We start from the raw sequence: 22,464 nt of genomic DNA, 5'->3' as shown, positions 1-22,464 counted from the left end.
CATGGCAAGACGAGCCCGAGCACGAGCCTTTCTCAACGACCCGTGCTGGTACAAGGATGCAATCATCTATCAGATTCACGTGAAGTCCTTCTTCGATGCCAACAACGATGGCATCGGTGATTTCGCGGGCCTGATCCAGAAGCTCGACTACATCGTCGATCTGGGCGTGAACACGCTCTGGCTGTTGCCTTTCTACCCTTCGCCCCGGCGCGATGACGGCTATGACATCGCCGATTACCGCGGGGTGCATTCGGACTACGGCAGCATGGCCGATGTGCGCCGCTTCATTCGCGAAGCGCACAAGCGCGGCCTGCGGGTGGTCACCGAGCTGGTGATCAACCATACCTCCGACCAGCATCCCTGGTTCCAGCGGGCGCGGCTGGCACCCAAGGGTTCGCAGGCGCGCAACTTCTATGTCTGGTCCGATACCGATCAGATCTACCAGGGCACGCGCATCATCTTCCTCGATACCGAAACATCCAACTGGACCTGGGACCCGGTCGCAGGCCAGTTCTTCTGGCATCGTTTCTACTCGCACCAGCCGGACCTGAATTTCGACAATCCCCAGGTGCTGCGGGCAGTGCTGTCGGTGATGCGCTTCTGGCTGGATATGGGGGTGGATGGCATGCGCCTGGACGCTATTCCCTATCTGATCGAACGCGACGGCACCAACAACGAGAACCTGCCGGAAACCCACCAGGTCCTGAAGAAGATTCGCGCCGAGCTGGATGCCAGCTATCCCGACCGCATGTTGCTGGCCGAAGCCAACCAGTGGCCCGAGGACACCCAGCTGTATTTTGGTGGCGAGGACGGCGGCCCGGGCGACGAATGCCATATGGCCTTTCATTTCCCGCTGATGCCGCGCATGTACATGGCCATCGCCCAGGAAGACCGTTTCCCGATCACCGATATCCTGCGCCAGACACCGGACATCCCGGACAACTGCCAGTGGGCGATCTTCCTGCGCAATCACGATGAACTGACGCTGGAGATGGTGACCGATCAGGAGCGTGACTACTTGTGGAACTACTATGCGGCGGACCGCCGTGCGCGCATCAACCTGGGCATTCGCCGGCGCCTGGCGCCGCTGGTGGAGCGTGACCGGCGGCGTATCGAGCTGCTCAACAGCCTGCTGCTGTCCATGCCGGGCACACCAACACTGTATTACGGTGACGAGATCGGCATGGGCGACAATATCTTCCTTGGCGATCGGGATGGCGTACGCACGCCGATGCAGTGGTCCACCGACCGCAACGGTGGCTTCTCCCGGGCCGACCCGGCCAGCATGGTGCTGCCGCCGATCATGGACCCGCTGTATGGCTACCAGACCGTCAACGTCGAATCCCAGGCCCGCGATGCCCATTCGCTGTTGAACTGGACCCGGCGCATGCTCACGGTCCGCAAGCAGCAGCAAGCCTTTGGCCGTGGCACGCTGAAGATGCTGGCGCCGGCCAACCGCAAGGTCATCGCCTATCTGCGCGAGTTCACCACCGAGGAGGGCCGCCACGAGATCATCCTGTGCGTCGCCAACCTGTCGCGGGCGGCCCAGGCTACGGAGCTGGATCTATCTGCCTGGGCCGGCAAGGTGCCAGTGGAAATGCTGGGCGGCAGCAGCTTTCCACCGATCGGCCAACTGCATTATCTGCTGACGCTGCCGCCCTATGGCTTCTACTGGTTCGTGTTGGCGGATGAAAGCCAGATGCCCAGTTGGCATATCGAGCCGGTGCAATCGTTGCCGGAGCTGGCCACCCTGGTCATCAAGCATGATATGGCCGACCTGCTGAAGGACGCCTGCCGTCGAGTGCTGGAGCGGGAAATCCTGCCCCAGTGGCTGGCCAAGCGCCGCTGGTTTTCCGGCTCGACCGACACCGGTGAGCCAATTCGGCTGCGCTATGCGATCCCTTTCTGCGAACAGAGCGAGCCCTGCGTGCTTTGTGAGGTGACGGTGGGAGACGCGCACTACCAGTTGCCATTGGGCTATCTGCGCAATACCGATACACCGGACATGTTCGGCCAGACCGCTGCGGCCTTCGCGCTGGCGCGTTTGCGTCGCGGACCACGACTGGGACTGCTGACCGATGCCGCCATGTTGCCGGGTTTTACCCGCAAGGTGATCGACAATATGCGTCGCCATCAGGTGGTGCACGAGCAGGGCGTGGAGATCCGCTTCAGCGCCGGGGCAAAGCTTGCGCAGCAGGAGGAGCGGCCCGAGGAGGAAATCCTGCCGCTGGCAGTGGAACAGTCCAATACCTCAGTGCTCATCGGTGAGCGGATGATGTTGAAGATCATCCGCCGGGTGATGCCCGGCGTACACCCGGAAATCGAAATGGGCCGCTTTCTCACCGAACGTGAGTTTCCCGCGATCGCACCGTTGCTGGGCCAGGTGCAACGCATCGATGAAACCGGCGAGAGCCATACCCTGATGATTCTGCAGGGTTATGTGGACAGCCAGGGGGATGCCTGGCAATGGACTCGCGACACCCTGGAGCGGGCCATCCGTGATCAACTGGCGGGTGGGCTGTCAGAGCAGGAGAACCAGTACACGGCGTTGGCCGAATTGCAGGCCTTTGCCGGCACGTTGGGCCGGCGTCTGGGCGAAATGCACCTGTTGCTGGCTGACCCGCAGGGCGGCGAGGGCTTCGGTTTCGCAGTTGCCACCCAGGCTGACTGTGCTCAGTGGGGTGAACATATCGGCGAACAACTGCAGGGCGCGCTCAACGCCATCGATCAACATCGCGCGCAGCTCGACGCGGTGGCTGCCGAACAGGCCCAATGGTTGTTGGCGCGGCGTGGAGAACTGAGCGAGGCGGTGAAAGCGCTGGCGCAACGCTGTACTGGGGGCGTGCGCATCCGCGTGCACGGCGATCTGCACCTGGGGCAGGTGCTGGTAGTGCAGGGCGATGCCTGTTTCATCGATTTCGAGGGGGAGCCGACCCGCAGCCTGACGCAGCGGCGTGAGCGTCAGAGCCCCATGAAGGACGTCACCGGCATGCTGCGCTCCTTCGATTACGCCGGAGCAATGGCGCTGCGAAGCATCCACGGCACCGATCAGTCGGAGCAGGCACAGCAGGCCCGACAACATATCTGCGCGGCCTACCGCGAGCAGGCCGCGCACGCCTTTCTGACATCTTATCTGGAGGTTGCCAGCGACCTGCCCCATACCTGGGCGGAGCAGGGCACCCCGGCGGCGCTTGCGTTGTTCAGTATCGAAAAGGCGGCCTATGAAGTGGACTACGAGGCCCGTTACCGGCCCGACTGGCTGGACGTGCCCTTGGGAGGATTGATTGGTTTATGCAAATCGCTGATGGAGAACGGCCCTGATGAGCAACCGGATGAGCACTGACAATGGGGATATCCAGGCCCTGATCCGTGCCGAACACGGCAATCCCTTTGCCTTCCTCGGCCCCCATGATCAGGATGGCGTCGTCCAGGTGCGAACCTGGCAACCGGGCGCGCTGGAAGTCCAGTTGCTGGATGAGGGCGGACAGCTGATCGGCCCCATGGACGAGCCTGTTCCGGGCCTGTTCACCAGCGCACTCGACCAGCGTCGCCGCTACCGCCTGCACATCCATTGGAACGGTGGGGTGCAGGAAACAGAAGATCCCTATGCCTTCGGCCCGCAGCTGGGGGAGATGGATATCTACCTGTTCGGTGAAGGCAACCATCGCCGTCTCGGCCAATGCTTCGGTGCCCAGCCTTGGGTGGCCGATGGTGTGTCTGGCGTGCGTTTCGTGGTCTGGGCGCCGAATGCCCGGCGGGTGTCGGTGGTTGGCAATTTCAACAGCTGGGATGGCCGCCGGCACCCCATGCGGCTGCATCCAAGCGGCGGTATCTGGGAATTGTTCATTCCCCGGCTTGGCCCGGGTGAGGTCTACAAGTACGAAATCCTTGGCCAGGACGGACTCCTGCCACTGAAGGCCGATCCCGTCGCACTGGCCACCGAGAAACCGCCGGCCACCGGTTCGGTGGTAGCTGCCGGGACGGATTTCCAGTGGGGTGACCAGCAGTGGATGGACGAACGGGCGGGGCGTCAGTCCAATACCAGACCGCTGGCGATTTACGAAGTGCATACCGGCTCCTGGCGGCAGACCAGTGAAGCCGGTGGTGAGCCGCTGGGTTGGGCAGAACTGGCCGAGCAGCTGATTCCCTATGTGCAGGATATGGGGTTTACCCATGTCGAATTACTGCCGGTGATGGAGCACCCATTCGGCGGCTCCTGGGGTTATCAACCCCTGTCGCAGTTCGCTCCCACCGCCCGGCATGGTACGCCGGCGGACTTCGCCGGCTTCGTCGACGCCTGCCACCGGGCTGGCATCGGCGTCATTCTGGACTGGGTGCCGGCGCACTTTCCGGGGGACGCCCACGGGCTGGGGCTATTCGATGGCACCGCGCTCTACGAATATGCCCATCCCTTCGAGGGCTGGCATCCGGACTGGGATACCCACATCTACAACCTGGGGCGTACCGAGGTGCATGGCTTCATGCTGGCCTCGGCGCTGCACTGGCTGCGCGAATATCATGTCGATGGGCTACGGGTCGATGCGGTGGCGTCCATGCTGTACCGGGACTACTCACGCAAGAGCGGCGAATGGATACCCAACCGCCACGGCGGCCGGGAGAACCTGGAGGCCATCGAGTTCCTGCGACACCTGAATGATGTGGTGGCCACTGAAGCACCAGGCGCACTGGTGATCGCGGAGGAGTCCACCGCCTGGCCGGGCGTCAGCCAACCGACCCGGGAAGGTGGCCTGGGTTTTACCGGCAAGTGGAACATGGGCTGGATGCACGACACCCTCAATTACATCAAGGAAGATCCGCTGCACCGCCGGCATCATCATCAGCAGATCACCTTCGGGTTGTTATATGCCTTCACCGAGCATTTCATTCTGCCGATCTCCCATGACGAGGTGGTGCACGGCAAGGGCTCGTTGCTCGGCAAGATGCCCGGCGACCGCTGGCAGCAATTCGCCAACTTGCGGTTGTACCTATCCTTCATGTGGAGCCACCCGGGCAAGAAACTGCTGTTCATGGGCTGCGAGTTCGGCCAGTGGCGCGAATGGAGCCATGATGCGCAGCTGGACTGGTATCTGCTCAGCTATGACGACCATCGTGGCGTACACGATCTGGTGCGGGAGCTGAATCGGCTGTATACCGAGCAACCGGCATTGCACCAGCGTGACCACAGTGCCGACGGGTTCCAATGGTTGATCGGTGACGACAGCAGCAACAGCGTTTATGCCTGGCTACGGCGGGGCGAGGACGGAGCCATGGTGCTGGTGGTGCACAACTTCACCCCGGTGCTGCGCAGCGACTATCGGGTCGGTGTGCCCGAAGCAGGGGGCTGGCAAATACTGTTGAACAGTGATGACCATGCTTTCGCCGGCTCGGGCGCGGGCAGCAAGGGAGAAGTGTGGACCGAGGAGCGCGACAGTCACGGCCAGCCCTGTTCCCTGCGCCTGGACCTGCCGCCACTGGGGACGTTGATTCTGGCGCGGCCTTGAGCTGTTCTGGTAACCCTTTGGTCGAGCTGGTGCTCGACCGTCCCAGGGGCTTGTTCGCGAGTGGGGTAGGCTGATGGGAAGGCTTTGCGGCCAAGGCTCCCAGATTGGAATGCCCCAAAGTTGATAGGTGATCAATTGATTTGGGGCAGCAGGGCTTGAGGTTTGCGGGCTGGGCTCTGGATATCAGCCTGCAGCCAGGGACAGACGAGTGCCGGCAGCTTGCACCACGATCAGCGCCAGGCTGTCCCAGGGTGAGCCGGGGCTTTGGCCCTTGATCTGTTCATCGGCTTGCTGGGCCAGGCGCAGCAGACGTTCCCAGACAGTCACCGGATGGCGTTGCAAGGCCCTGGAGAGCAGCGGCTTGCGCTTGTCCCATACCGGCGGGCGCTGGCTGGCAAAGACCTTGTCCTGGGGGATGCCCCGGGCAAGATCGTGGGCCATGTTGTGCAGGCTGCGCAGCTCGCGGCTGACCGCCCAGAGCACCACCGGCGCTTCCACACCTTCACCCTTTAGCCCATGCAGTATGCGCAGGCCATGCTGGGGTTCACCCTGGAGCAAAGCATCGGTGAGGTTGAAAACGTCGAAACGGGCGCTGTCGGCGACCACCTGTTGCACTGTCTGCAGATCCAGCTGACCGCTGTCGCAAAACAGCTTGAGTTTCTCGATCTCCTGAGCGGCAGCCAGCAGGTTGCCTTCGACCCGGGCGCTGAGCAGATCCAGTGCTTCGGGCGTGGCGTGAAGCCCGGCAGCGGCCAGGCGGTCGCGCATCCAGCCCGGCAACTGCTGTGCTTCCACCGGCCAGATCTGCAGGAAGCGGCTGTGCTCATGTTCGATCAGCCCCTTGGCCCACTTGCTGCGCTGGGTACTGCCATCCAGTTTGGGCAGGGTCACCAGCAGGGTGGTATCCGGCGGTGGATTATCCAGCCACGCCAGCAGCGCCTTGCCACCCTCGTCGCCGGGTTTGCCACCGGGGATGCGCAGCTCTACCAGCCGTTGCTGGGCGAACAGTGACAGGCTGTGACTGGCGTCATGCAGCTGACCCCATTCAAAGCTGCGGTCCACATGGAATACCAGCCGCTCCTCACTGCCGGCATCGCGGCAGGCCTGGCGGATCAGGTCAGCCGCTTCCCCGGTGAGCAGCGGGTCGTCCCCACTGACGACATATACTGGCGCCAGGCCGTCGCCGAGCTGGCGCTGCAGCTGGGTCGCGTTGAGTTTCACGACTCAGGGAGCCTGCTGGTCGAGCTTCTGTTCGCGGGCCGCGAGGTCGCTGGCGGAAATGCTCGACAGGCGGAACATCAACTGACGGGTCAGGTCCTGACGCATTTCGCGGTGCAACAGGGCTTCCTCTTCGCTGGTGCCGATCAGGTTGTCCTTGTCGTTGACGTAGACCCGATAGGTGGTGAAGGTCTCGGGCCCGATCAGGGGACGGCCCTGGCGGTCGCTGATCTGGAAGGTCAGTTCGCTGGTCAGCTCGTACTCGGCCGGGGTTGCCCGGTAGGTATAGGTGACCGCGCGGCGTTCCTGGTTCTCATTCAGCAACTGCAGGTGATAGGGCGCCGAGCTGCGCACGTCCACCCCGTTGGCCTGCAATGCTTCCAGCACGCTCTGGTAAGTAGGACCATAACTGTTGCGGGCGGTGACATTCAGTTCTTCCAGCTTGACGTTATCGACCCCGGTACCGCGCAGGTGGAAGCCGCAGGCGCTGAGCAGCAGGCTGGCGCCGAGTACCGCACAGCTCAGCAGATGACGTGGACGTTGCAGTGGCATGCCGATTCTCCGTTGCGTATCAGTTGGCGACAATATTGACCAGCTTGCCCGGCACCACAATCACCTTGCGGATGCTCAGACCTTCAGTAAAGCGCAGCACGTTTTCATTGGCGCGGGCAGCAGCTTCCACTGCTTCGCGACTGGCATCGGCTGGCACCTGGATATGGCCACGCAGCTTGCCATTGACCTGGATGACCAGCTTAAGGCTGTCCTGCACCAGGGCGCTTTCGTCCAGCACTGGCCAGGGTGCGTCGATCACCGGTGTCTGCTGGCCCAATGCCTGCCACAGCGCATGGCTTATATGCGGGACGATGGGTGCCAGCAGCAAGGTGACGGTTTCCAGACCTTCCTGCAGTACTGCGCGATCCTGGTCCTCGGCCTGTGGTGCTTTTTCCAGCACGTTCATCAGCGTCATCACTGCGGCGATAGCAGTATTGAACTTGTGATGCTGGCCGATATCCTGACTGGCCTGACGGATGGCCAGGTGGGTGGCACGGCGCACGTCTTTCTGGGCGTCGGTCAGGTTGTCGACGCTCAACGCGGCGGGCCGGCCGCTACCGACATGCTGCTGGGCCAGGCGCCAGACACGACGCAGGAAGCGTTGGGCACCTTCGACGCCGGAGTCGGACCATTCCAGGCTCATATCCGGCGGCGAGGCGAACATCATGAACAGCCGGCAGGTGTCCGCGCCGTACTGGTCGATCATCGCCTGAGGGTCCACGCCGTTGTTCTTCGACTTGGACATCTTCTCGGTACCGCCGATTTCCACCGGCTCCCCGTCGCTGGCCAGGTGGGCACGGACGACCTTGCCCTTGGCATCGCGTTCGACTTCGACATCAGCGGGGTTGAACCAGGTTCTGGCGCCCTTGGCATCGATCCGGTAGTAGGTATCGGCCAATACCATGCCCTGGGTCAGCAGGTCCTTGAACGGCTCGTCCGAGTCGACCAGGCCCTCGTCACGCATGAGCTTGTGGAAGAAACGCGCATATAGCAGGTGCAGGATGGCGTGTTCGATACCACCGATATACTGATCCACCGGCAGCCAGTGGTTGGCTGCGGCCGGGTCGACCATGCCCTTGTCGTAGTGCGGGCTGGCGTAGCGGGCGAAGTACCAGGAGCTTTCGACGAAGGTATCCATGGTGTCGGTTTCGCGCCGTGCCGGCTGGTTGCAGCGTGGGCAGGTGCATTCATAGAACTCGGGCATCCGGGCCAACGGGCTGCCGGCGCCGTCAGGCACTACATCTTCGGGCAGCACCACGGGCAGTTGGTCGTCCGGCACCGGTACGTCACCGCAGTTGGAGCAGTGGATGATCGGGATCGGGCAACCCCAATAGCGCTGACGGCTGATGCCCCAGTCGCGCAGGCGGAACTGGGTACGCGGCGCGCCCAGTTCCTTCTGCTTGAGCACTTCACCGATGGCGGTGAAGGCGCTGTCGAAATCCAGGCCGTCGAATTCCTCGGAATTGATCAGCATGCCCTTTTCACCGTAGGCGTCCTGCCAGGGCTCTGGCGTGGTGTCGCCAGCCGAGGTGCGGATAACCGGCTTGATTGGTAGGTGATACTGGCTGGCGAATGCAAAGTCGCGCTCGTCGTGGGCCGGTACGGCCATGACCGCGCCTTCGCCGTAGCCCATGAGGACGTAGTTGGCGATCCATACCGGCAGTTTTTCGCCGGTCAGCGGATGCTCGACGAACAGGCTGGTGGCGCGGCCCTGTTTTTCCTGGGTGGCTATGTCGGCTTCGGAAACGCCGCCGCGCTTGCACTCATCGATGAATGCAAGCAGCGATGGGTCGGTTTCGGCGGCCTGGGCGGCCAGCGGGTGTTCGGCGGCCACGGCCACATAGGTGGCGCCCATCAGGGTATCGGGGCGGGTAGTGAACACCTTGAGCTTGCCGGCGTGGCCGATGGAGGCCTGGTCGTAGGGGAAATGCACTTCCATGCCTACCGACTTGCCGATCCAGTTGCGCTGCATGGTCTTGACCTGCTCCGGCCAACCGGTGAGGTTATCCAGCGAGCTGAGCAGCTCTTCCGCGTAATCGGTGATACGGAAATAGTACATCGGGATCTCGCGCTTCTCGATCAGCGCGCCACTGCGCCAGCCGCGGCCGTCGATGACCTGCTCGTTGGCCAGTACGGTCTGGTCGACCGGGTCCCAGTTGACGGTGCCGTTCTTGCGGTAGATCACGCCTTTCTCGAACAGCCGGGTGAACAGCCATTGCTCCCAGCGGTAGTACTCGGGAGTGCAGGTGGCGAATTCGCGGGACCAGTCGACTGCCAACCCCAGGCTTTTCAGCTGGTTGCGCATGTAGTCGATATTGGAATAGGTCCAGGCGGCGGGGGCGACCTTGTTGTTCATCGCCGCGTTTTCCGCTGGCATGCCGAAGGCGTCCCAGCCCATTGGCTGCAGTACATTCTTGCCTTGCATGCGCTGATAGCGGGCAATCACGTCACCGATGGTGTAGTTGCGCACGTGACCCATGTGTAGCTTGCCGCTCGGGTACGGAAACATCGACAGGCAGTAGTAGGTCTCGCGGCCCGGGGTCTCCTCCACCTTGAAGGCGTCGGTTTGATCCCAGGCGGTCTGGGCGGCGTGTTCGATATCGCGGGGAGAATACTGTTCTTGCATGGGCGTGGACTGTATGTCGACTCGTATGTCAGGGGAAAAAAGGAATGAGGCAGGATACACCACCGGGCCCGGCACAGGTAGGGGCTGTTGCGTCAGGTGGCCGCACGGCGGGAAGGAAAAGGCTGTCGGCCCTCAGCTACTGCCATTCGTCGCCGCTGCCGGGAGAAATCAGATGTCGGGTCTATGCTGAGGGCAAAGGATGTCCAGCTGTTCTGGGCAGTCATATATTAGGGAGAAAACACATGAAACATGTGCAGCGGGAGATTCCAGCTGGTAGTCACGATTCCTCGTACGGACGGTTGTTGCGCCGCCTTGATCAGGCTCTCGATGTCGCGCGCACTCGGCAATGGATGGCTGGTCAGCCCTGCGTGCCGACCGAGCTGGAAGTCTATGGCCTGACCCAACAGGACATGCAGCTGCTGCGGCAGATCCTCGGTACCATGCAGCTTGATCGCCTGGCGGCATCGCCCTCAGTGCTTGCGGCGAGCGAGCATGCACACCAGGAGAGCCGCCACCACTAACGTCCCCAGAGGCCAGCTGCCCCAGCGCAACCAGGGAGTGAGTCCTTCGCGGGGCTGTACATAACCGTGCAGGGCGGCCTGGGTGAATTGTGGTATCCGGGCGGTGATGTCTCCCCGGTGGTCGATCAGTGCGGTGACGCCGTTGTTGGTGCCGCGGATCATCCAGCGCCCACTCTCGATGGCGCGCATGCGGGCCATCTGCAGATGCTGTAGCGGGCCGATGGACTCGCCGAACCAGCTATCGTTGCTGATGCTGATCAGCAGCTCGCTCTGAGCAGCCAGACGGGCGGCGAAATCGGGATAAACGGTTTCATAGCAGATCATCGGTGCCAGCCGATGACCGGCGGCCTCCAGAGGCGCCTGCTGTTGTGGGCCCCGGGAGAAGTTCGACATGGGCAGGTCGAAGAACGCGATCAGCCCGCGCAATACGTCTTCCAGTGGCACATACTCGCCGAAGGGCACCAGCTTGTGTTTGAGGTAATGGTTGGGCTGCTCGCCGGCGACCATGATGCCGTTGTAAATGCGTCGTTCGCCGTGAGCGTCGGTCTCGTCCACCGGAATCCCGGTGATCAGGGTGCTGCCCTGCTGCGCCAGATTGGCGGCCATGCCCTGAACGAAGGGCATGGCACTGCTGCTGAGCACGGGCACGGCGGTTTCCGGCCAGATGATCAGATCGGCGCGCTGGGCGTAGCTCATGTCCCGGTAGGTAGCCAGGGTATAGTCGATGTGCGCCGGGTCCCACTTGCGGGACTGTTCGATGTCGGCCTGGATCAGCGCCACCGACAGTGGCGTGCCGGCCGGCCGGGTCCACTGCACCTGGGTGAGCAGGGCGCCGCCGCCCCAGATGGCGATCAACAGTACGGCTGCCGGCAATCCCTGGCGGGGCTTTCGCCAGAACCGCCCTTCGCTGAGCAGACAGGCAGTGAACACACTGAGAAAACTGAGCAGCCAGACGCCACCCAGCGGGGCCCAGCCGGCTAGCCAGGTATCGGTATGGGCATAGCCTTGATAGAGCCAGGGGAAGCCGGTAAGAAACCAGCTGCGGAAAAATTCCTGTGCCACCCACAGAGCAGCGAAACCGGTCGTAGCCAGCCAGATGCCCTTTTCAGGCCGCAGCCAGCGTGCCCATAGCCAGGCGGCGGTTGCCGGAATCAATGCCAACCCGGCAACCAGCCCGCCAGTCAGCAACGCCGCCAGTGCCGGTGGTGCATAGCCGTGCACATGAATGCTGACATAGACCCAGGATATGCCGCTGAGAAACAGACCCAGCCCCCAGCACCAGCCTCGCCACAGGGCTTGCCGTCCGGTCAGCTCATGCAGGCCCTGATAGAGCAGGGCGGCCGACAGCAGACCCAGCGGCCAGATGTCAAAGGGGGTGAACGACAGGGTAGTCAGCACCCCGGCGAGCAGGGCAAGCAGGTCGCCGCGCCAGCCGGGCGCGCGCAGGGTAACAAGCAATTTATCCAGCAGTAGCATGGCGACTCTCATCAAACATCCATTTTATCCGCCCTACAGATGGCCTGTGAGTGGCGGTTTTGTGGGAGCGGGCTTGTCCGCTCCCACAAATATGCTCGCTTCAACGTCAGGGCTGAATCAGGCTGACTCGCAGAAGGTGGACGCGACGGCTGTCGGCATTGAGAATGCGCACGCGAAAGCCATCCAGTTCGACAATCTCGTTGCGCTTGGGCAGATGCCCGAAGGCGTTCATCACCAGCCCGCCGAAGGTATCGAACTCCTCGTCGGAAAAGCCGGTGCTGAAGTGATCATTGAACTCTTCGATCGGCGTCAGGCCCTTGACCAGGAAGTCGCCGGTGGGCAGCTCCTTGATGTAATCCTCATCATCGATATCGTGTTCATCCTCGATATCGCCAACGATCTGTTCCAGTACGTCTTCGATGGTGATCAGTCCGGACACGCCGCCATATTCATCAATCACCACGGCCATGTGATTGTGGGTCGAGCGGAACTCCTTGAGCAACACGTTGAGCCGCTTGGACTCGGGCACGCAGGTGGCCGGACGCAGGACGTCCTTGATATTGAACCGATCGGTGTTCTCTTCCAGCAGCAGCGGCAGCAGGTCCTTGGCCAGCAGGATACCGAGCACATCGTCGATGCTTTCGCCGATGACCGGGAAGCGGGAATGGGCCGCCTCGATCACCGAGGGCAGGAACTCGCGAGGTGTCTGGGCGGCCTTGATGGTGGTCATCTGCGAGCGCGGGATCATGATGTCGCGCACCTGCATGTCGGCGACCTGCAGTGCGCCCTCGATGATCGCCAGCGCTTCGATATCGAGAACTTCATTGCGCTGCGCTTCACGTAGCAGCTCGAGCAGTTCCTGACGGTTGCGGGGTTCATGGACAAAAGCCTGGGTCAGTCTCTCCAGCCAGGACTTATGTCCGTTGCTCGATCGATCTTCGCTCATGGGGTCGTTACTCATCACTCGTCGGTTTCAAGATAGGGATCGGCGATACCCAGTTCGGCCAGCAGCTGGCGTTCCAGCGCCTCCATTGCCTCGGCTTCGTCGTCCTCGATATGGTCGTGGCCCAACAGGTGCAGACAGCCATGGATAACCATATGCGCCCAGTGTGCGGCGGCCGGCTTGCCCTGTTCGGCGGCCTCGCGATTGACTACCGGAACGCAGATGACCAGGTCGCCCAGCAGCGGGATATCCAGTTCGGGAGGCAGATCGGCGGGGAAGGACAGCACGTTGGTGGGATAGTCCTTGTGCCGATACTCGTTGTTCAGGGTCTGGCTTTCTTCGGCATCGACCAGGCGGATGGTCAGTTCCTGCCCCGGCTTGTTCCGCAAGGCCAGGGCGGCCCAGCGGATCAGGCTGTCATCGTCGGGTTGGCCGGGCGCATCGGTGGCCCTTTGTATGTCTACCTCAACGGTCATCGCGGCGCTCCTTGCGCTGCTGCTGTTCCTGCTCCTGGCGACTGTCGAAGCGGTCATAGGCTTCGACGATGCGCTGGACCAGGGGGTGGCGCACCACGTCCTTGGACTTGAAGTGGGTAAAGCCGATGCCTTTCACATCCTTGAGCACATCGATCACGTGAGTCAGGCCCGAGCGGGTGCCCCGCGGCAGGTCGACCTGGGTGATGTCACCGGTGATCACTGCGGTGGAGCCGAAGCCGATGCGCGTGAGGAACATCTTCATCTGTTCCAGCGTGGTGTTCTGGCTCTCATCGAGAATGATGAAGCTGTTGTTCAGTGTGCGGCCGCGCATATAGGCCAGCGGCGCGACTTCGATCACCTGCTTTTCGATCAGCTTGGCCACCTGTTCGAAGCCGAGCATTTCGTAGAGCGCGTCATACAGGGGGCGCAGATAGGGGTCGATCTTCTGTGACAGGTCGCCAGGCAGGAAGCCGAGCTTTTCACCGGCCTCTACCGCCGGGCGCACCAGCAGAATGCGGCGAATCTGTTCGCGTTCCAGCGCGTCCACCGCGCAGGCCACCGCCAGGTAGGTCTTGCCGGTACCGGCCGGACCGATGCCGAAGTTGATGTCATGCTCCTGGATCGAGCGCACATAGGCCTGCTGATTTGGCCCGCGCGGCTGGATGGTCATGCGCTTGGTGCGCAGTACCACTGGCTTGTGGCCGTCGCTGTGCTGCAGCGATTCGCTGAGATTCTCCAGCCCGGACTCCTGCAGATACAAATGCACGGTATCCAGCGGCAGGTCCTTGTTGTCCCGCGTCTCGCGATACAGTTGGCGCAGGACCGCCTCGGCGGACCGCGTAATAGCAGGGTCGCCGATCAATTCGAAATGGTTACCGCGGTTGCGGACTTCGATGCCGAGGCGTTGTTCGATCAAGCGGAGGTTTTCATCAAATTGACCGCAGAGACTGGCGAAGCGCCGTGGGTCTACGGGCTCGATGCTGAAGCGATGGATAGTCAAGGGTACGTTCAAAGTGGTCCGTTGGTGGCCGTGTGGCTATCAGGAAAAACACAGCATAGCGCGCAAACCAGGCTATGCAAAGATGGGCTTTCGGCCGCAGCCCGCGCGCAGCGGGCCGTAGCTCGATAGTGAATCACTGCACTGTTTCGTGCAGCAGGCTGCCGCGCAGGGAGTGGGGCAGGGCTTCGTCGATATGGACCTCGACGAACTGGCCGATCAGCAGCGGATTGGCGCAGCGGAAGTTGACGATACGGTTGTGCTCGGTGCGACCCTGGAGCATGCCCGGGTCCTTCTTCGAGTAGTCGGTAACCAGGATGCGCTGGGTGCTGCCGACCATGCGTCGGCTGTTCTCGAAGCCCTGCTGGTTGAGGCGGGCCTGGAGAATCTGCAGGCGCTGTTTCTTGACCTCGACCGGGGTGTCGTCGGGCAGATCGGACGCCGGGGTGCCGGGACGGGCGCTATAGATGAAGGAGTAGGAGAAGTCGAAACCGATCTCCTCCACCAGCTTCATGGTCTGCTCGAAGTCCCGATCGGTTTCACCGGGGAAGCCGATGATGAAGTCCGAGCTGAGGATGATATCCGGCACCGCGGCCTTGAGCTTGCGCACCCGGGACTTGTATTCCAGCGCGGTGTGGTTGCGCTTCATGCCCGCCAGGACCCGGTCGGAGCCGGATTGCACCGGCAGGTGCAGGTACTTGACCAGCTCCGGCACTTCCGCGTGGGCGCGAATCAGGCTGTCGGAAAACTCCAGCGGGTGCGAGGTGGTGTAGCGGATGCGGTCGATGCCGTCGATCTCGGCGACAACCCGGATCAGATCCGCCAGGTCGGCGATACCACCGTCATGGGTCTGGCCGCGATAGCCGTTGACGTTCTGCCCGAGCAGGGTTATTTCGCGCACGCCATTTTCGGCCAGGTGCACGCACTCGGCCAGCACGTCGTCGAACGGGCGGCTGACTTCTTCACCGCGGGTATAGGGCACCACGCAGAAGCTGCAGTACTTGCTGCACCCTTCCATGACCGATACGTAGGCGGTCGGGCCATCCACGCGAGGTTCGGGCAGGCGGTCGAACTTCTCGATTTCCGGGAAGGACACGTCGACCTGTGCGGTGCCGGTGCTGCGCGCCGCGTCGATCATCTCCGGCAGGCGATGCAGGGTCTGGGGACCGAACACCACGTCCACATAGGAGGCGCGGTCGCGGATCGCGGTGCCTTCCTGGCTGGCGACGCAGCCGCCGACACCGATGATCAGCTCGGGATTCTTTTCCTTGAGCGGCCGCCAGCGGCCCAGTTCGGAAAACACCTTTTCCTGGGCCTTCTCGCGAATCGAACAGGTGTTGAGCAGGATGACATCGGCCTCATCGGGGCTATCGGTCAGTTCCATTGCCTGGTGGTCGCCGAGCAGGTCTGCCATGCGCGAGCTGTCATACTCGTTCATCTGGCAGCCGTGGGTCTGGATAAAGAGTTTCTTTGCCATGGGGATGTGCGGGTGACTCGTGAAGAAAAACGGCGATTATACACGGATGGCGGGGACAATGTGATGGTGGCTGGTCGGAGGAAGCGGGGCTGCGGTGTGGATGAGTGGAGGATAGTCCGAGTAGGCAGCGGAGGCAGGTAGGGGCACTACAGCACTCGCACCCCGCCATCCATGGCGCTCGTCTACGGCCGTCCCTGGCCGCAGACGGTTCTGTAGTGCCCCTGCCTGCCTCCACTGCGGCTTGCTCGACATTGGCCGTACGGTTTTGCTGAATATGCTATGATCCGCGACCTTTGGCCGGGTGTCCGGCCATCGTCAGTCCCATCCATGTTGTCCCTGTGTGAGTTTCATGAGCAAAGACAAGCAGCAACCCATCTTCCGGGTGATTTTCATCAATCAGGGCCAGGTATACGAACTGTATGCGCGGCAGATATTCCAGAGCGAGTTGTGGGGCTTTCTGGAGATCGAGGAGCTGGTGTTCGGCGAGCGTTCGCAGATGCTGGTCGATCCGGGTGAGGAAAAGCTCAAGAGCCAGTTCGAAGGCGTCAACCGCAGCTTCATTCCGCTGCAGGCCATAGTGCGCATCGACGAAGTCGAGCGGGTTGGTCAGGCCAAGATCAGCGAGGCCAAGGGCGGCAGCAATATCATGTCCTTCCCGATGCCGCCGGGGCCTGGGCCTGGGCCGAGTAATAACTGATCTTATGGGGCGACGGGAGCGCTGGTATCTGGCTGAAACTGGCGCAACTGTTCTTCCCGAATATGCCGTAGATAATTGCGAAATAGCGTGCCCAGTACCTGGGTAGCTGCGGCAATCTCCTCGGGGGGCATCTCCTCGGCCAGCAGATCACTGGCGTCCATCGCCGCGTCCTGACCATTGACCGCCGCCATCTTCAACATGATGTAAGCCTGCGGCAGGTTGCGCTCCACCCCTTCGCCGTTCATATGCATCAGGCCCAGGCGGTACTGGGCGTCCGGATGTCCCTGGATTGATGCTCGCTCATACCACTTCAGTGCCGCGCTCAGATCCCGCTCGGCGCGCTCGCCATGGTAGTACAGCTCACCCATCTCGAATTGCGCCTGCATATCGTCGGCCTCGGCCAGCTCCATGCAGTTTTCCAGGGCCAGGGCCAGGCTGTCGTCATCGACGCGGTTGAAGGCGCAACGCTCTTCGGTGCTGATCACCAATGGCGCCTGGGACTGGGTTTGGGCGAGGACGGCGGATGCGCCGCTGCCTGCTCCGGCCAGCATGCACAGGATGACGGTACGGCGAAAAACAGTGTTCATGGTCGACTGGCCCGCTGGCTAGGTAAGTGCATGGCGCCATTGTGCGCCGGATCGATGCTGGGGCCAACCACCAGAGCGGCTGGCGGCATCGATACCGGCGGCATTACCGAAGGCGCCCCGATCATAGGGTGGCGAATGCCCGCTCGGCGGCATCCAGGGTCAGCTGCAACTCGGTTTCGCCATGGGCGATGGAGGTGAAGCCGGCCTCGTAGGCGCTGGGGGCAAAATACACACCCTGTTCGAGCATCTTGTGGAAGAAGGTCTTGAAGCGCTCGGGATCGCTAGCCATCACGTCCTCGAAGGTCAGGATGTTGTCGGCGCCGCTGAAATACAGACCGAACATGCCCCCGGCCTGGGTGGTGACGAAGGGGATGCTGGCGGCATCGGCGCGGTCCTGCAGGCCCTGCAGCATGCGGCTGGTGTAGCTGGTCAGCTCGTCATGGAAGCCCGGGCGGCTGATCAGCTTCAGGGTAGTCAATCCTGCGGCCATGGCCAGCGGGTTGCCGGACAGGGTGCCGGCCTGGTAGACCGGGCCCAGCGGCGAGATGCATTCCATTATTTCGCGCTTGCCGCCAAAGGCGCCAACCGGCATGCCGCCGCCGACGATCTTGCCGAAGGTGGACAGGTCGGGAGTCACGCCGTAATGGGCTTGGGCGCCGCCGAGGGCAACGCGGAAGCCGGTCATCACCTCATCGAAGATCAGGACCACGCCATACTCGCTACATGCTTCGCGCAACCCTTCAAGGAAACCTGGAGCAGGTGGTACGCAGTTCATGTTGCCGGCCACGGGCTCGACGATGATGCAGGCGATATCCTCGGCCACACGGCTCAGGGTTTCGCGCACCGCGGCAATATCGTTGTAGGGCAGGGTGAGGGTGTGCTGGGCGAAGGCCGCCGGCACGCCCGGCGAGCTGGGCACGCCGAAGGTCAGTGCACCAGAGCCAGCCTTGACCAGCAGGCTGTCGGAGTGGCCGTGGTAGCAGCCCTCGAACTTGATGATGGTATCGCGGCCGGTATAGCCACGGGCCAGGCGGATGGCGCTCATGGTCGCTTCGGTACCGGAACTGACCATGCGCACCATGTCCATCGACGGCACCATGGAGCAGACCAGCTCGGCCATCTCGGTTTCCATGGCGGTCGGAGCGCCATAGGACAGGCCGTGGTCCAGCTGGCGGCGGACCGAGTCGAGTACGTCCGGGTGACTGTGACCGAGGATCATCGGGCCCCAGGAGCCGACATAGTCCACATAGCGCCGATCATCCTCGTCGATGATATAGGCGCCCTCGGCGTGCTTGATGAACAACGGTGTGCCGCCGACGCTGCGGAACGCGCGTACCGGCGAATTGACGCCACCGGGGATGTGTTTCTGGGCACTGGCAAAAAGGGTTTCCGAGCGGGACATGGGCAATTCTCTCAACAAATTTTCAAGGCGGTGAATTCAAGGGCGCGGCGCCGGACCTCGGCGGCGGAGTCGGCGCCGAACAGACCGTGTACTACGGCAAGCAAGTCGGCACCCGCGTCATACAGTTGCCGGGCGTTATCAGCAGTGATACCGCCGATGGCAACGATAGGTATAGCAAAGCGCTCCCGGGCTTCTCCCAGCAGACCGGTCGTCGCCGCAGGTATGCCCGGCTTGGTGACGGAAGGGAAAAAGCGGCCGAAGGCGACATAACTGGCGCCGGCGGCCACCGCCTGTTCGGCGTATTCCAGGCTGGCATGGCAGGTGGCGCCGATCAGCGCATCGGGGCCGAGCTGCTGGCGGGCTTCGCGCAGGCTGCCGTCGTCCCTGCCCAGATGCACGCCTACCTGCAGCTGGCTGGCCAGCGCCAGGTCATCATTGATCAGCAAGTGAGCGTCATACTGACCGCACAGCTCCTTGAGCCGGGTCGCTTCTTCCAGACGGCGGACGGTATCGACACTCTTGTCCCGATACTGGACCAGACTGGCGCCGCCAGCCAGGGCCGCTTCTACATAGGGCAGCAGTTTGCCGTCAGTCAGCAGTGCGCTGTCGGTAATCGCATACAGGCCGCCCAGGCTCATTGGCAGAAGTCCAGCGGCAGGCGGCGTGGTACGTACTGGCCGTGGCCGGGCTGTTCCGCATCACGCAGGGTGCGCCAGGTGTAATCCAGAGCAGTTTTGACGGCGCTGACCAGCTCTTCGCCCAGCGCCAGACGGCCCGCGAGGGCGCTGGCCAGGGTGCAGCCGGAGCCATGATAGCTGCCGGGCAGGCGCGGGCAGGTGAAGGTATGAGTGCTGCCATCCCGGCAATACAGCCGATTATGGATGTCCAGCTCATCGCCATGGCCGCCGGTGATCAGCAGGTTCTGGCAGCGTTGCAGCAGCTTGTCGGCACATTCATCGGCGGTGCCATTGGGCAACTCGGCGAGGATGCGTGCTTCGGGCAGGTTCGGAGTGACGATTCGGGCGATGGGCAGCAGCTTTTCACGCATGGCGTAGCCGACCTCATCCTTGCCCAGCGAGCCGCCACCGCCGGCGCGCAACACCGGGTCGCAGACCAGTGGCAGTTCGGGGTGCGCCTGCATGATCTCGACCACGGTGTCGACCATCTGGAGGTTGCCGAGCATACCCAGCTTGACGGCCGAGACCGGCATGTCATCAAGCACGGCCTTGGCCTGGGCCAGCACCCACTCGCGGTCGAGTACCCGGAAATCCATGACATCAACAGTGTTCTGCACGGTCAGTGCGGTCACCGCCGGCGCGGCGTGGCAACCCTGGGCGATCAGGGCTTCGATATCGGCCTGCAGGCCGGCACCACCACTGGGATCATGACCGGACAGGCAGAGTACTACGGGACGAAAAGGAGTAGGCGTATTCATGCGCTAAGCTTACCATCAGCGGGAGGGTATCGGTATGGTGGGTGGCCTGGGTTGTGGCGTAGGCGGACCACTATCAATCAACCTTGGACTATAACAATAACCGGCGAGGGAAGCTGCTGATGAAGACGATCAATGAATGGTTTGAAGAGTATGGTGAAAGCCACCGTAATCCGGTCAACAAGCTGGTGCACTGGATCTGCGTGCCGCTGATCACCTTCAGTGTGCTGGGCCTGTTATGGGCTTTGCATCCTCTGGTCGCCGTCGGGCTGGTTGGCCTGGCGTTGGTGTTCTATGTGTTGCTGTCCTGGCAACTGGCAGCAGTGATGTTGATCCAGAGTGCGCTCATGTTGTGGATACTGAGTCTGATGCCGCTGGTGTTCTGGCCCTGTGTGATCATCTTCGTGCTGGCCTGGATCGGGCAGTTCATCGGTCATCAGGTGGAAGGCAAGAAACCGTCCTTCTTCAAGGATGTGCAGTTTCTGCTGATCGGGCCGGCGTGGCTGATGGGCTTCGTATTTCGGCGGCTGGGCTGGCGGTACTGAGCTATCCTGTCTGGCGTGCTGGGTATATCAGGCCGGGCGCGCCAGCGCACCGTTGAGAAACATGTCTTCGAATAACCGCTGCATGTCGGCGCGAGCGATCCGGCCCCGGTACTCCGATTCGCACAACATATAGATGAAGCCGAAGAACAGGTCGGTCAACCAGCGACAGGGTACGTCCGGACGGAAGATGGCGAGCTGCTGGCCACGCAGGAAAAAATCATCCAGCCGCTGTTCATGGGCGAGACATTCGTCCGGGTAGGCCTGTTGGGTGTTGCGCTTAATATAGGGTTCGAACTGGGTGATCATGAACACGCAGAATTCCCGTTGCGCGATATAACCGGTGATCAACTGACGCAGGGCGTCCAGCGGCGACTGACTTTCCAGTCCGGCATCATCCAGAATGCCCGACATGACGGCCATGACATGTTGCTGCAATGTGTCGAACAGCTGTTCGCGGGTGGCGGCGAAACGGTACAGGGTAGCTCGGCTTACGCCGGCCGCCTTGGCCATCTCCTGCAAGGTGGCGCCGGGGTTTTCGGTCAAGGTCAATGCCAGCGAACGTAACAGGGTTTCTTCAGTATCAGGTGTCATTCAATTTCATTAAACGGACAAGTGGGCGAGAGATCATCCATGGTTTGCGTGCTTCAATCGCCGCGAGTGTACACATAAGGATTGATTGAGTCATGTGAATCAAGTTTGATTCAGATGACTCCGAAGAGTAGCATCGCTTTTTTTCGGGCCGTCTACGTCCGTATGCAGTATCCGTAACCCTTGACCAAGGAAGCGCACCAATGCCCATTCCACGGCATCTTTTAAGTAATACCATCTTCGTTCTGTTGGGCGCACTGGCGCTGGCCGGCTGCCAGCAGGATCAGAGCGACGCCGCGCAAGATCAACCCGCGCCGCAGGCCAAGGTTCAGGTTATCGAACCGGCAGCGCACATGCTGACCGGTAACCTGCCGGGCCGTATCGAGCCTGCACGCACTGCTGAGGTGCGCGCGCGGATACCGGGGATTGTGCTGGAGCGGTTATTCGAAGAAGGGGCTGATGTAAAGGCGGGCGACATCCTGTTCCGCATCGATCCGGCTCCGCTGGAGGCCGCGGTGGCGCAGGCGCGCGGAGCATTGGCCCGAGCTGAGGCGAGCATCTACCAGGCAGATAGCCTGGTACGGCGTTACGAGCCTCTGGTCGAGGCGCGCGCGATCAGTCAGCAGGAATACGACAACGCCATCGCCGCGCAGAAAAGTGCCCAGGCCGAGAAACTGTCGGCCCAGGCAGCGTTGGAAACGGCCCGGCTGAATCTGGAATACGCTACCGTGCGGGCGCCGATCGATGGACGTATCGGCCGGGCACTGGTCACTGAAGGCGCCCTGGTTGGTCAGGGCGAGGCCACACCCATGGCTCACATCCAGCAGTTGGACCCTATCTTTGCTGACTTCACCCAATCGGTAGATGATCTGCTGCGCCTGCGCGCGGCTGCGGCCGAGGGGCGCATTGCGGTGCAGGAAGATGGCGCGGCCCGGGTGCGTATCAGCTTGGGCCAGGACGGCTTCAGCCAGGAAGGACGGCTGCTGTTTTCCGATGTTTCGGTGGACCCGAGCACCGGCCAGGTAACCCTGCGGGCAGAACTGCCCAATCCTGATGCAGTATTGCTGCCGGGCATGTATGTGCGGGTAGAGACCGAGCTGGGCATGGAGTCATCCGCGGTATTTGTGCCTCAACGGGCGGTACGACGGGGCACCGATAGCATTCCACGGGTCCTGATTGTTGATGAAGAAAATACGGTGCAGGAACGTGCGGTGACGCTGGGCGCCATGCGTGGTAGCGAATGGCAGGTGACGTCCGGCCTTGAGCAGGGCGAGCGGGTCATTGTCGATGGCGTGGCCAAGTTCCAGCCCGGCAGCATCGTCGAGCCGGTGACAACCAACCAGCCCCAGGACCAGGCGGGCGAGTGAGCGAACTGCCAGGGTCCTGAGCCCTGGCCGCCATTCTGATTGCCAAACAGAGGAAAGAG

19 protein-coding genes are annotated in these 22,464 nt (G+C 62.1%); 6 read left to right on the top strand and 13 right to left on the bottom strand.

Going from position 1 to position 22,464, the window contains the following annotated elements; translation table 11 throughout:
- The first annotated feature begins 1 nt into the window (after position 1).
- The gene (gene treS / locus DHB74_RS01950) at positions 2-3,343 is read left to right on the top strand and encodes a maltose alpha-D-glucosyltransferase (protein WP_499160653.1); all 3,342 of its coding nucleotides are present in this window, start codon (positions 2-4) and stop codon (positions 3,341-3,343) included.
- Complete coding sequence (gene glgB / locus DHB74_RS01945) at positions 3,321-5,501, top strand: 1,4-alpha-glucan branching protein GlgB (protein ID WP_036988675.1); 2,181 nt, start codon at positions 3,321-3,323, stop codon at positions 5,499-5,501. Before treS ends, glgB begins: the two co-directional genes overlap by 23 nt.
- Positions 5,502-5,684: 183 nt before the next feature.
- Here glgB and holA read toward each other — a convergent pair whose 3' ends face one another.
- From holA to leuS, 3 genes are read right to left on the bottom strand one after another with little or no spacing between them, the layout of a single operon-like run.
- Positions 5,685-6,722 carry a DNA polymerase III subunit delta gene (gene holA / locus DHB74_RS01940; RefSeq protein WP_036988677.1) on the bottom strand — a complete coding sequence of 346 codons (1,038 nt, stop codon included), beginning with the start codon at positions 6,720-6,722 and terminating at the stop codon, positions 5,685-5,687.
- Positions 6,723-6,725: 3 nt separating this feature from the next.
- Positions 6,726-7,271, bottom strand: a complete 546-nt coding sequence (locus DHB74_RS01935) for an LPS-assembly lipoprotein LptE (protein WP_280164491.1) — start codon at positions 7,269-7,271, stop codon at positions 6,726-6,728.
- 19 nt (positions 7,272-7,290) lie between these two features.
- Positions 7,291-9,897 carry a leucine--tRNA ligase gene (leuS, locus tag DHB74_RS01930; protein ID WP_499160652.1) on the bottom strand — a complete coding sequence of 869 codons (2,607 nt, stop codon included), beginning with the start codon at positions 9,895-9,897 and terminating at the stop codon, positions 7,291-7,293.
- Between the two features lie 242 nt (positions 9,898-10,139).
- Between leuS and DHB74_RS01925 the strand changes: the two genes are divergently transcribed.
- Positions 10,140-10,418 carry a hypothetical protein gene (locus DHB74_RS01925; RefSeq protein WP_036988679.1) on the top strand — a complete coding sequence of 93 codons (279 nt, stop codon included), beginning with the start codon at positions 10,140-10,142 and terminating at the stop codon, positions 10,416-10,418.
- On the opposite strand, the gene lnt is transcribed toward DHB74_RS01925, so the two are convergent.
- From lnt to miaB, 5 genes are all read right to left on the bottom strand, one after another.
- The gene (gene lnt / locus DHB74_RS01920; RefSeq protein ID WP_499160651.1) at positions 10,368-11,906 is read right to left on the bottom strand and encodes an apolipoprotein N-acyltransferase; all 1,539 of its coding nucleotides are present in this window, start codon (positions 11,904-11,906) and stop codon (positions 10,368-10,370) included. The two genes, DHB74_RS01925 and lnt, sit on opposite strands and share 51 nt — an antisense overlap.
- 94 nt (positions 11,907-12,000) lie before the next feature.
- Positions 12,001-12,840 (bottom strand): CorC family transporter, encoded by an 840-nt coding sequence (locus DHB74_RS01915; protein ID WP_036990042.1) that lies wholly within the window; start codon positions 12,838-12,840, stop codon positions 12,001-12,003.
- A 14-nt stretch (positions 12,841-12,854) separates the two neighbouring features.
- Positions 12,855-13,313 (bottom strand): rRNA maturation RNase YbeY, encoded by a 459-nt coding sequence (ybeY, locus tag DHB74_RS01910; protein WP_074777979.1) that lies wholly within the window; start codon positions 13,311-13,313, stop codon positions 12,855-12,857.
- Positions 13,303-14,325, bottom strand: a complete 1,023-nt coding sequence (locus DHB74_RS01905; protein ID WP_036988682.1) for a PhoH family protein — start codon at positions 14,323-14,325, stop codon at positions 13,303-13,305. The genes ybeY and DHB74_RS01905 overlap by 11 nt, the downstream gene beginning before the upstream one ends.
- A 121-nt stretch (positions 14,326-14,446) precedes the next feature.
- Positions 14,447-15,787, bottom strand: coding sequence for a tRNA (N6-isopentenyl adenosine(37)-C2)-methylthiotransferase MiaB (gene miaB, locus DHB74_RS01900; protein WP_280164488.1), 1,341 nt, complete (start codon positions 15,785-15,787; stop codon positions 14,447-14,449).
- A 349-nt stretch (positions 15,788-16,136) separates the two neighbouring features.
- On the opposite strand from miaB, the gene DHB74_RS01895 reads away from it, so the two are divergent.
- Positions 16,137-16,484 carry a DUF1820 family protein gene (locus DHB74_RS01895; protein ID WP_136869611.1) on the top strand — a complete coding sequence of 116 codons (348 nt, stop codon included), beginning with the start codon at positions 16,137-16,139 and terminating at the stop codon, positions 16,482-16,484.
- Between the two features lie 2 nt (positions 16,485-16,486).
- On the opposite strand, the gene DHB74_RS01890 is transcribed toward DHB74_RS01895, so the two are convergent.
- From DHB74_RS01890 to DHB74_RS01875, 4 genes are all read right to left on the bottom strand, one after another.
- Positions 16,487-17,071: a tetratricopeptide repeat protein gene (locus tag DHB74_RS01890; protein ID WP_083392376.1), complete on the bottom strand. Its 585-nt coding sequence runs from the start codon at positions 17,069-17,071 to the stop codon at positions 16,487-16,489.
- Positions 17,072-17,192: 121 nt separating this feature from the next.
- The gene (hemL, locus tag DHB74_RS01885; RefSeq protein ID WP_036988684.1) at positions 17,193-18,473 is read right to left on the bottom strand and encodes a glutamate-1-semialdehyde 2,1-aminomutase; all 1,281 of its coding nucleotides are present in this window, start codon (positions 18,471-18,473) and stop codon (positions 17,193-17,195) included.
- Positions 18,474-18,484: 11 nt separating this feature from the next.
- A complete protein-coding gene (gene thiE, locus DHB74_RS01880; RefSeq protein WP_499160650.1) occupies positions 18,485-19,111 on the bottom strand; it encodes a thiamine phosphate synthase in 627 nt (208 codons plus the stop codon).
- The gene (locus DHB74_RS01875; RefSeq protein WP_074777986.1) at positions 19,108-19,908 is read right to left on the bottom strand and encodes a hydroxymethylpyrimidine/phosphomethylpyrimidine kinase; all 801 of its coding nucleotides are present in this window, start codon (positions 19,906-19,908) and stop codon (positions 19,108-19,110) included. The genes thiE and DHB74_RS01875 overlap by 4 nt, the downstream gene beginning before the upstream one ends.
- 119 nt (positions 19,909-20,027) lie before the next feature.
- Here DHB74_RS01875 and DHB74_RS01870 point away from each other — a divergent pair, with 119 nt between their 5' ends.
- Positions 20,028-20,450 carry an Mpo1 family 2-hydroxy fatty acid dioxygenase gene (locus DHB74_RS01870; protein ID WP_136869613.1) on the top strand — a complete coding sequence of 141 codons (423 nt, stop codon included), beginning with the start codon at positions 20,028-20,030 and terminating at the stop codon, positions 20,448-20,450.
- A 27-nt stretch (positions 20,451-20,477) separates the two neighbouring features.
- Here DHB74_RS01870 and DHB74_RS01865 read toward each other — a convergent pair whose 3' ends face one another.
- Positions 20,478-21,041, bottom strand: a complete 564-nt coding sequence (locus DHB74_RS01865; protein ID WP_036988689.1) for a TetR/AcrR family transcriptional regulator — start codon at positions 21,039-21,041, stop codon at positions 20,478-20,480.
- Positions 21,042-21,241: 200 nt separating this feature from the next.
- On the opposite strand from DHB74_RS01865, the gene DHB74_RS01860 reads away from it, so the two are divergent.
- Entirely contained in the window at positions 21,242-22,405 is a 1,164-nt protein-coding gene (locus DHB74_RS01860; protein WP_499160649.1) for an efflux RND transporter periplasmic adaptor subunit, read from the top strand.
- The last annotated feature ends 59 nt before the right edge of the window (positions 22,406-22,464 follow it).

The organism is Pseudomonas sp. G11-1, from assembly GCF_024031555.1.
Taxonomy (GTDB): domain Bacteria; phylum Pseudomonadota; class Gammaproteobacteria; order Pseudomonadales; family Pseudomonadaceae; genus Halopseudomonas; species Halopseudomonas bauzanensis.
The sequence above is the reverse complement of the archived record's forward strand: the minus strand, read 5'-3'. Positions and strand labels throughout refer to the sequence as shown.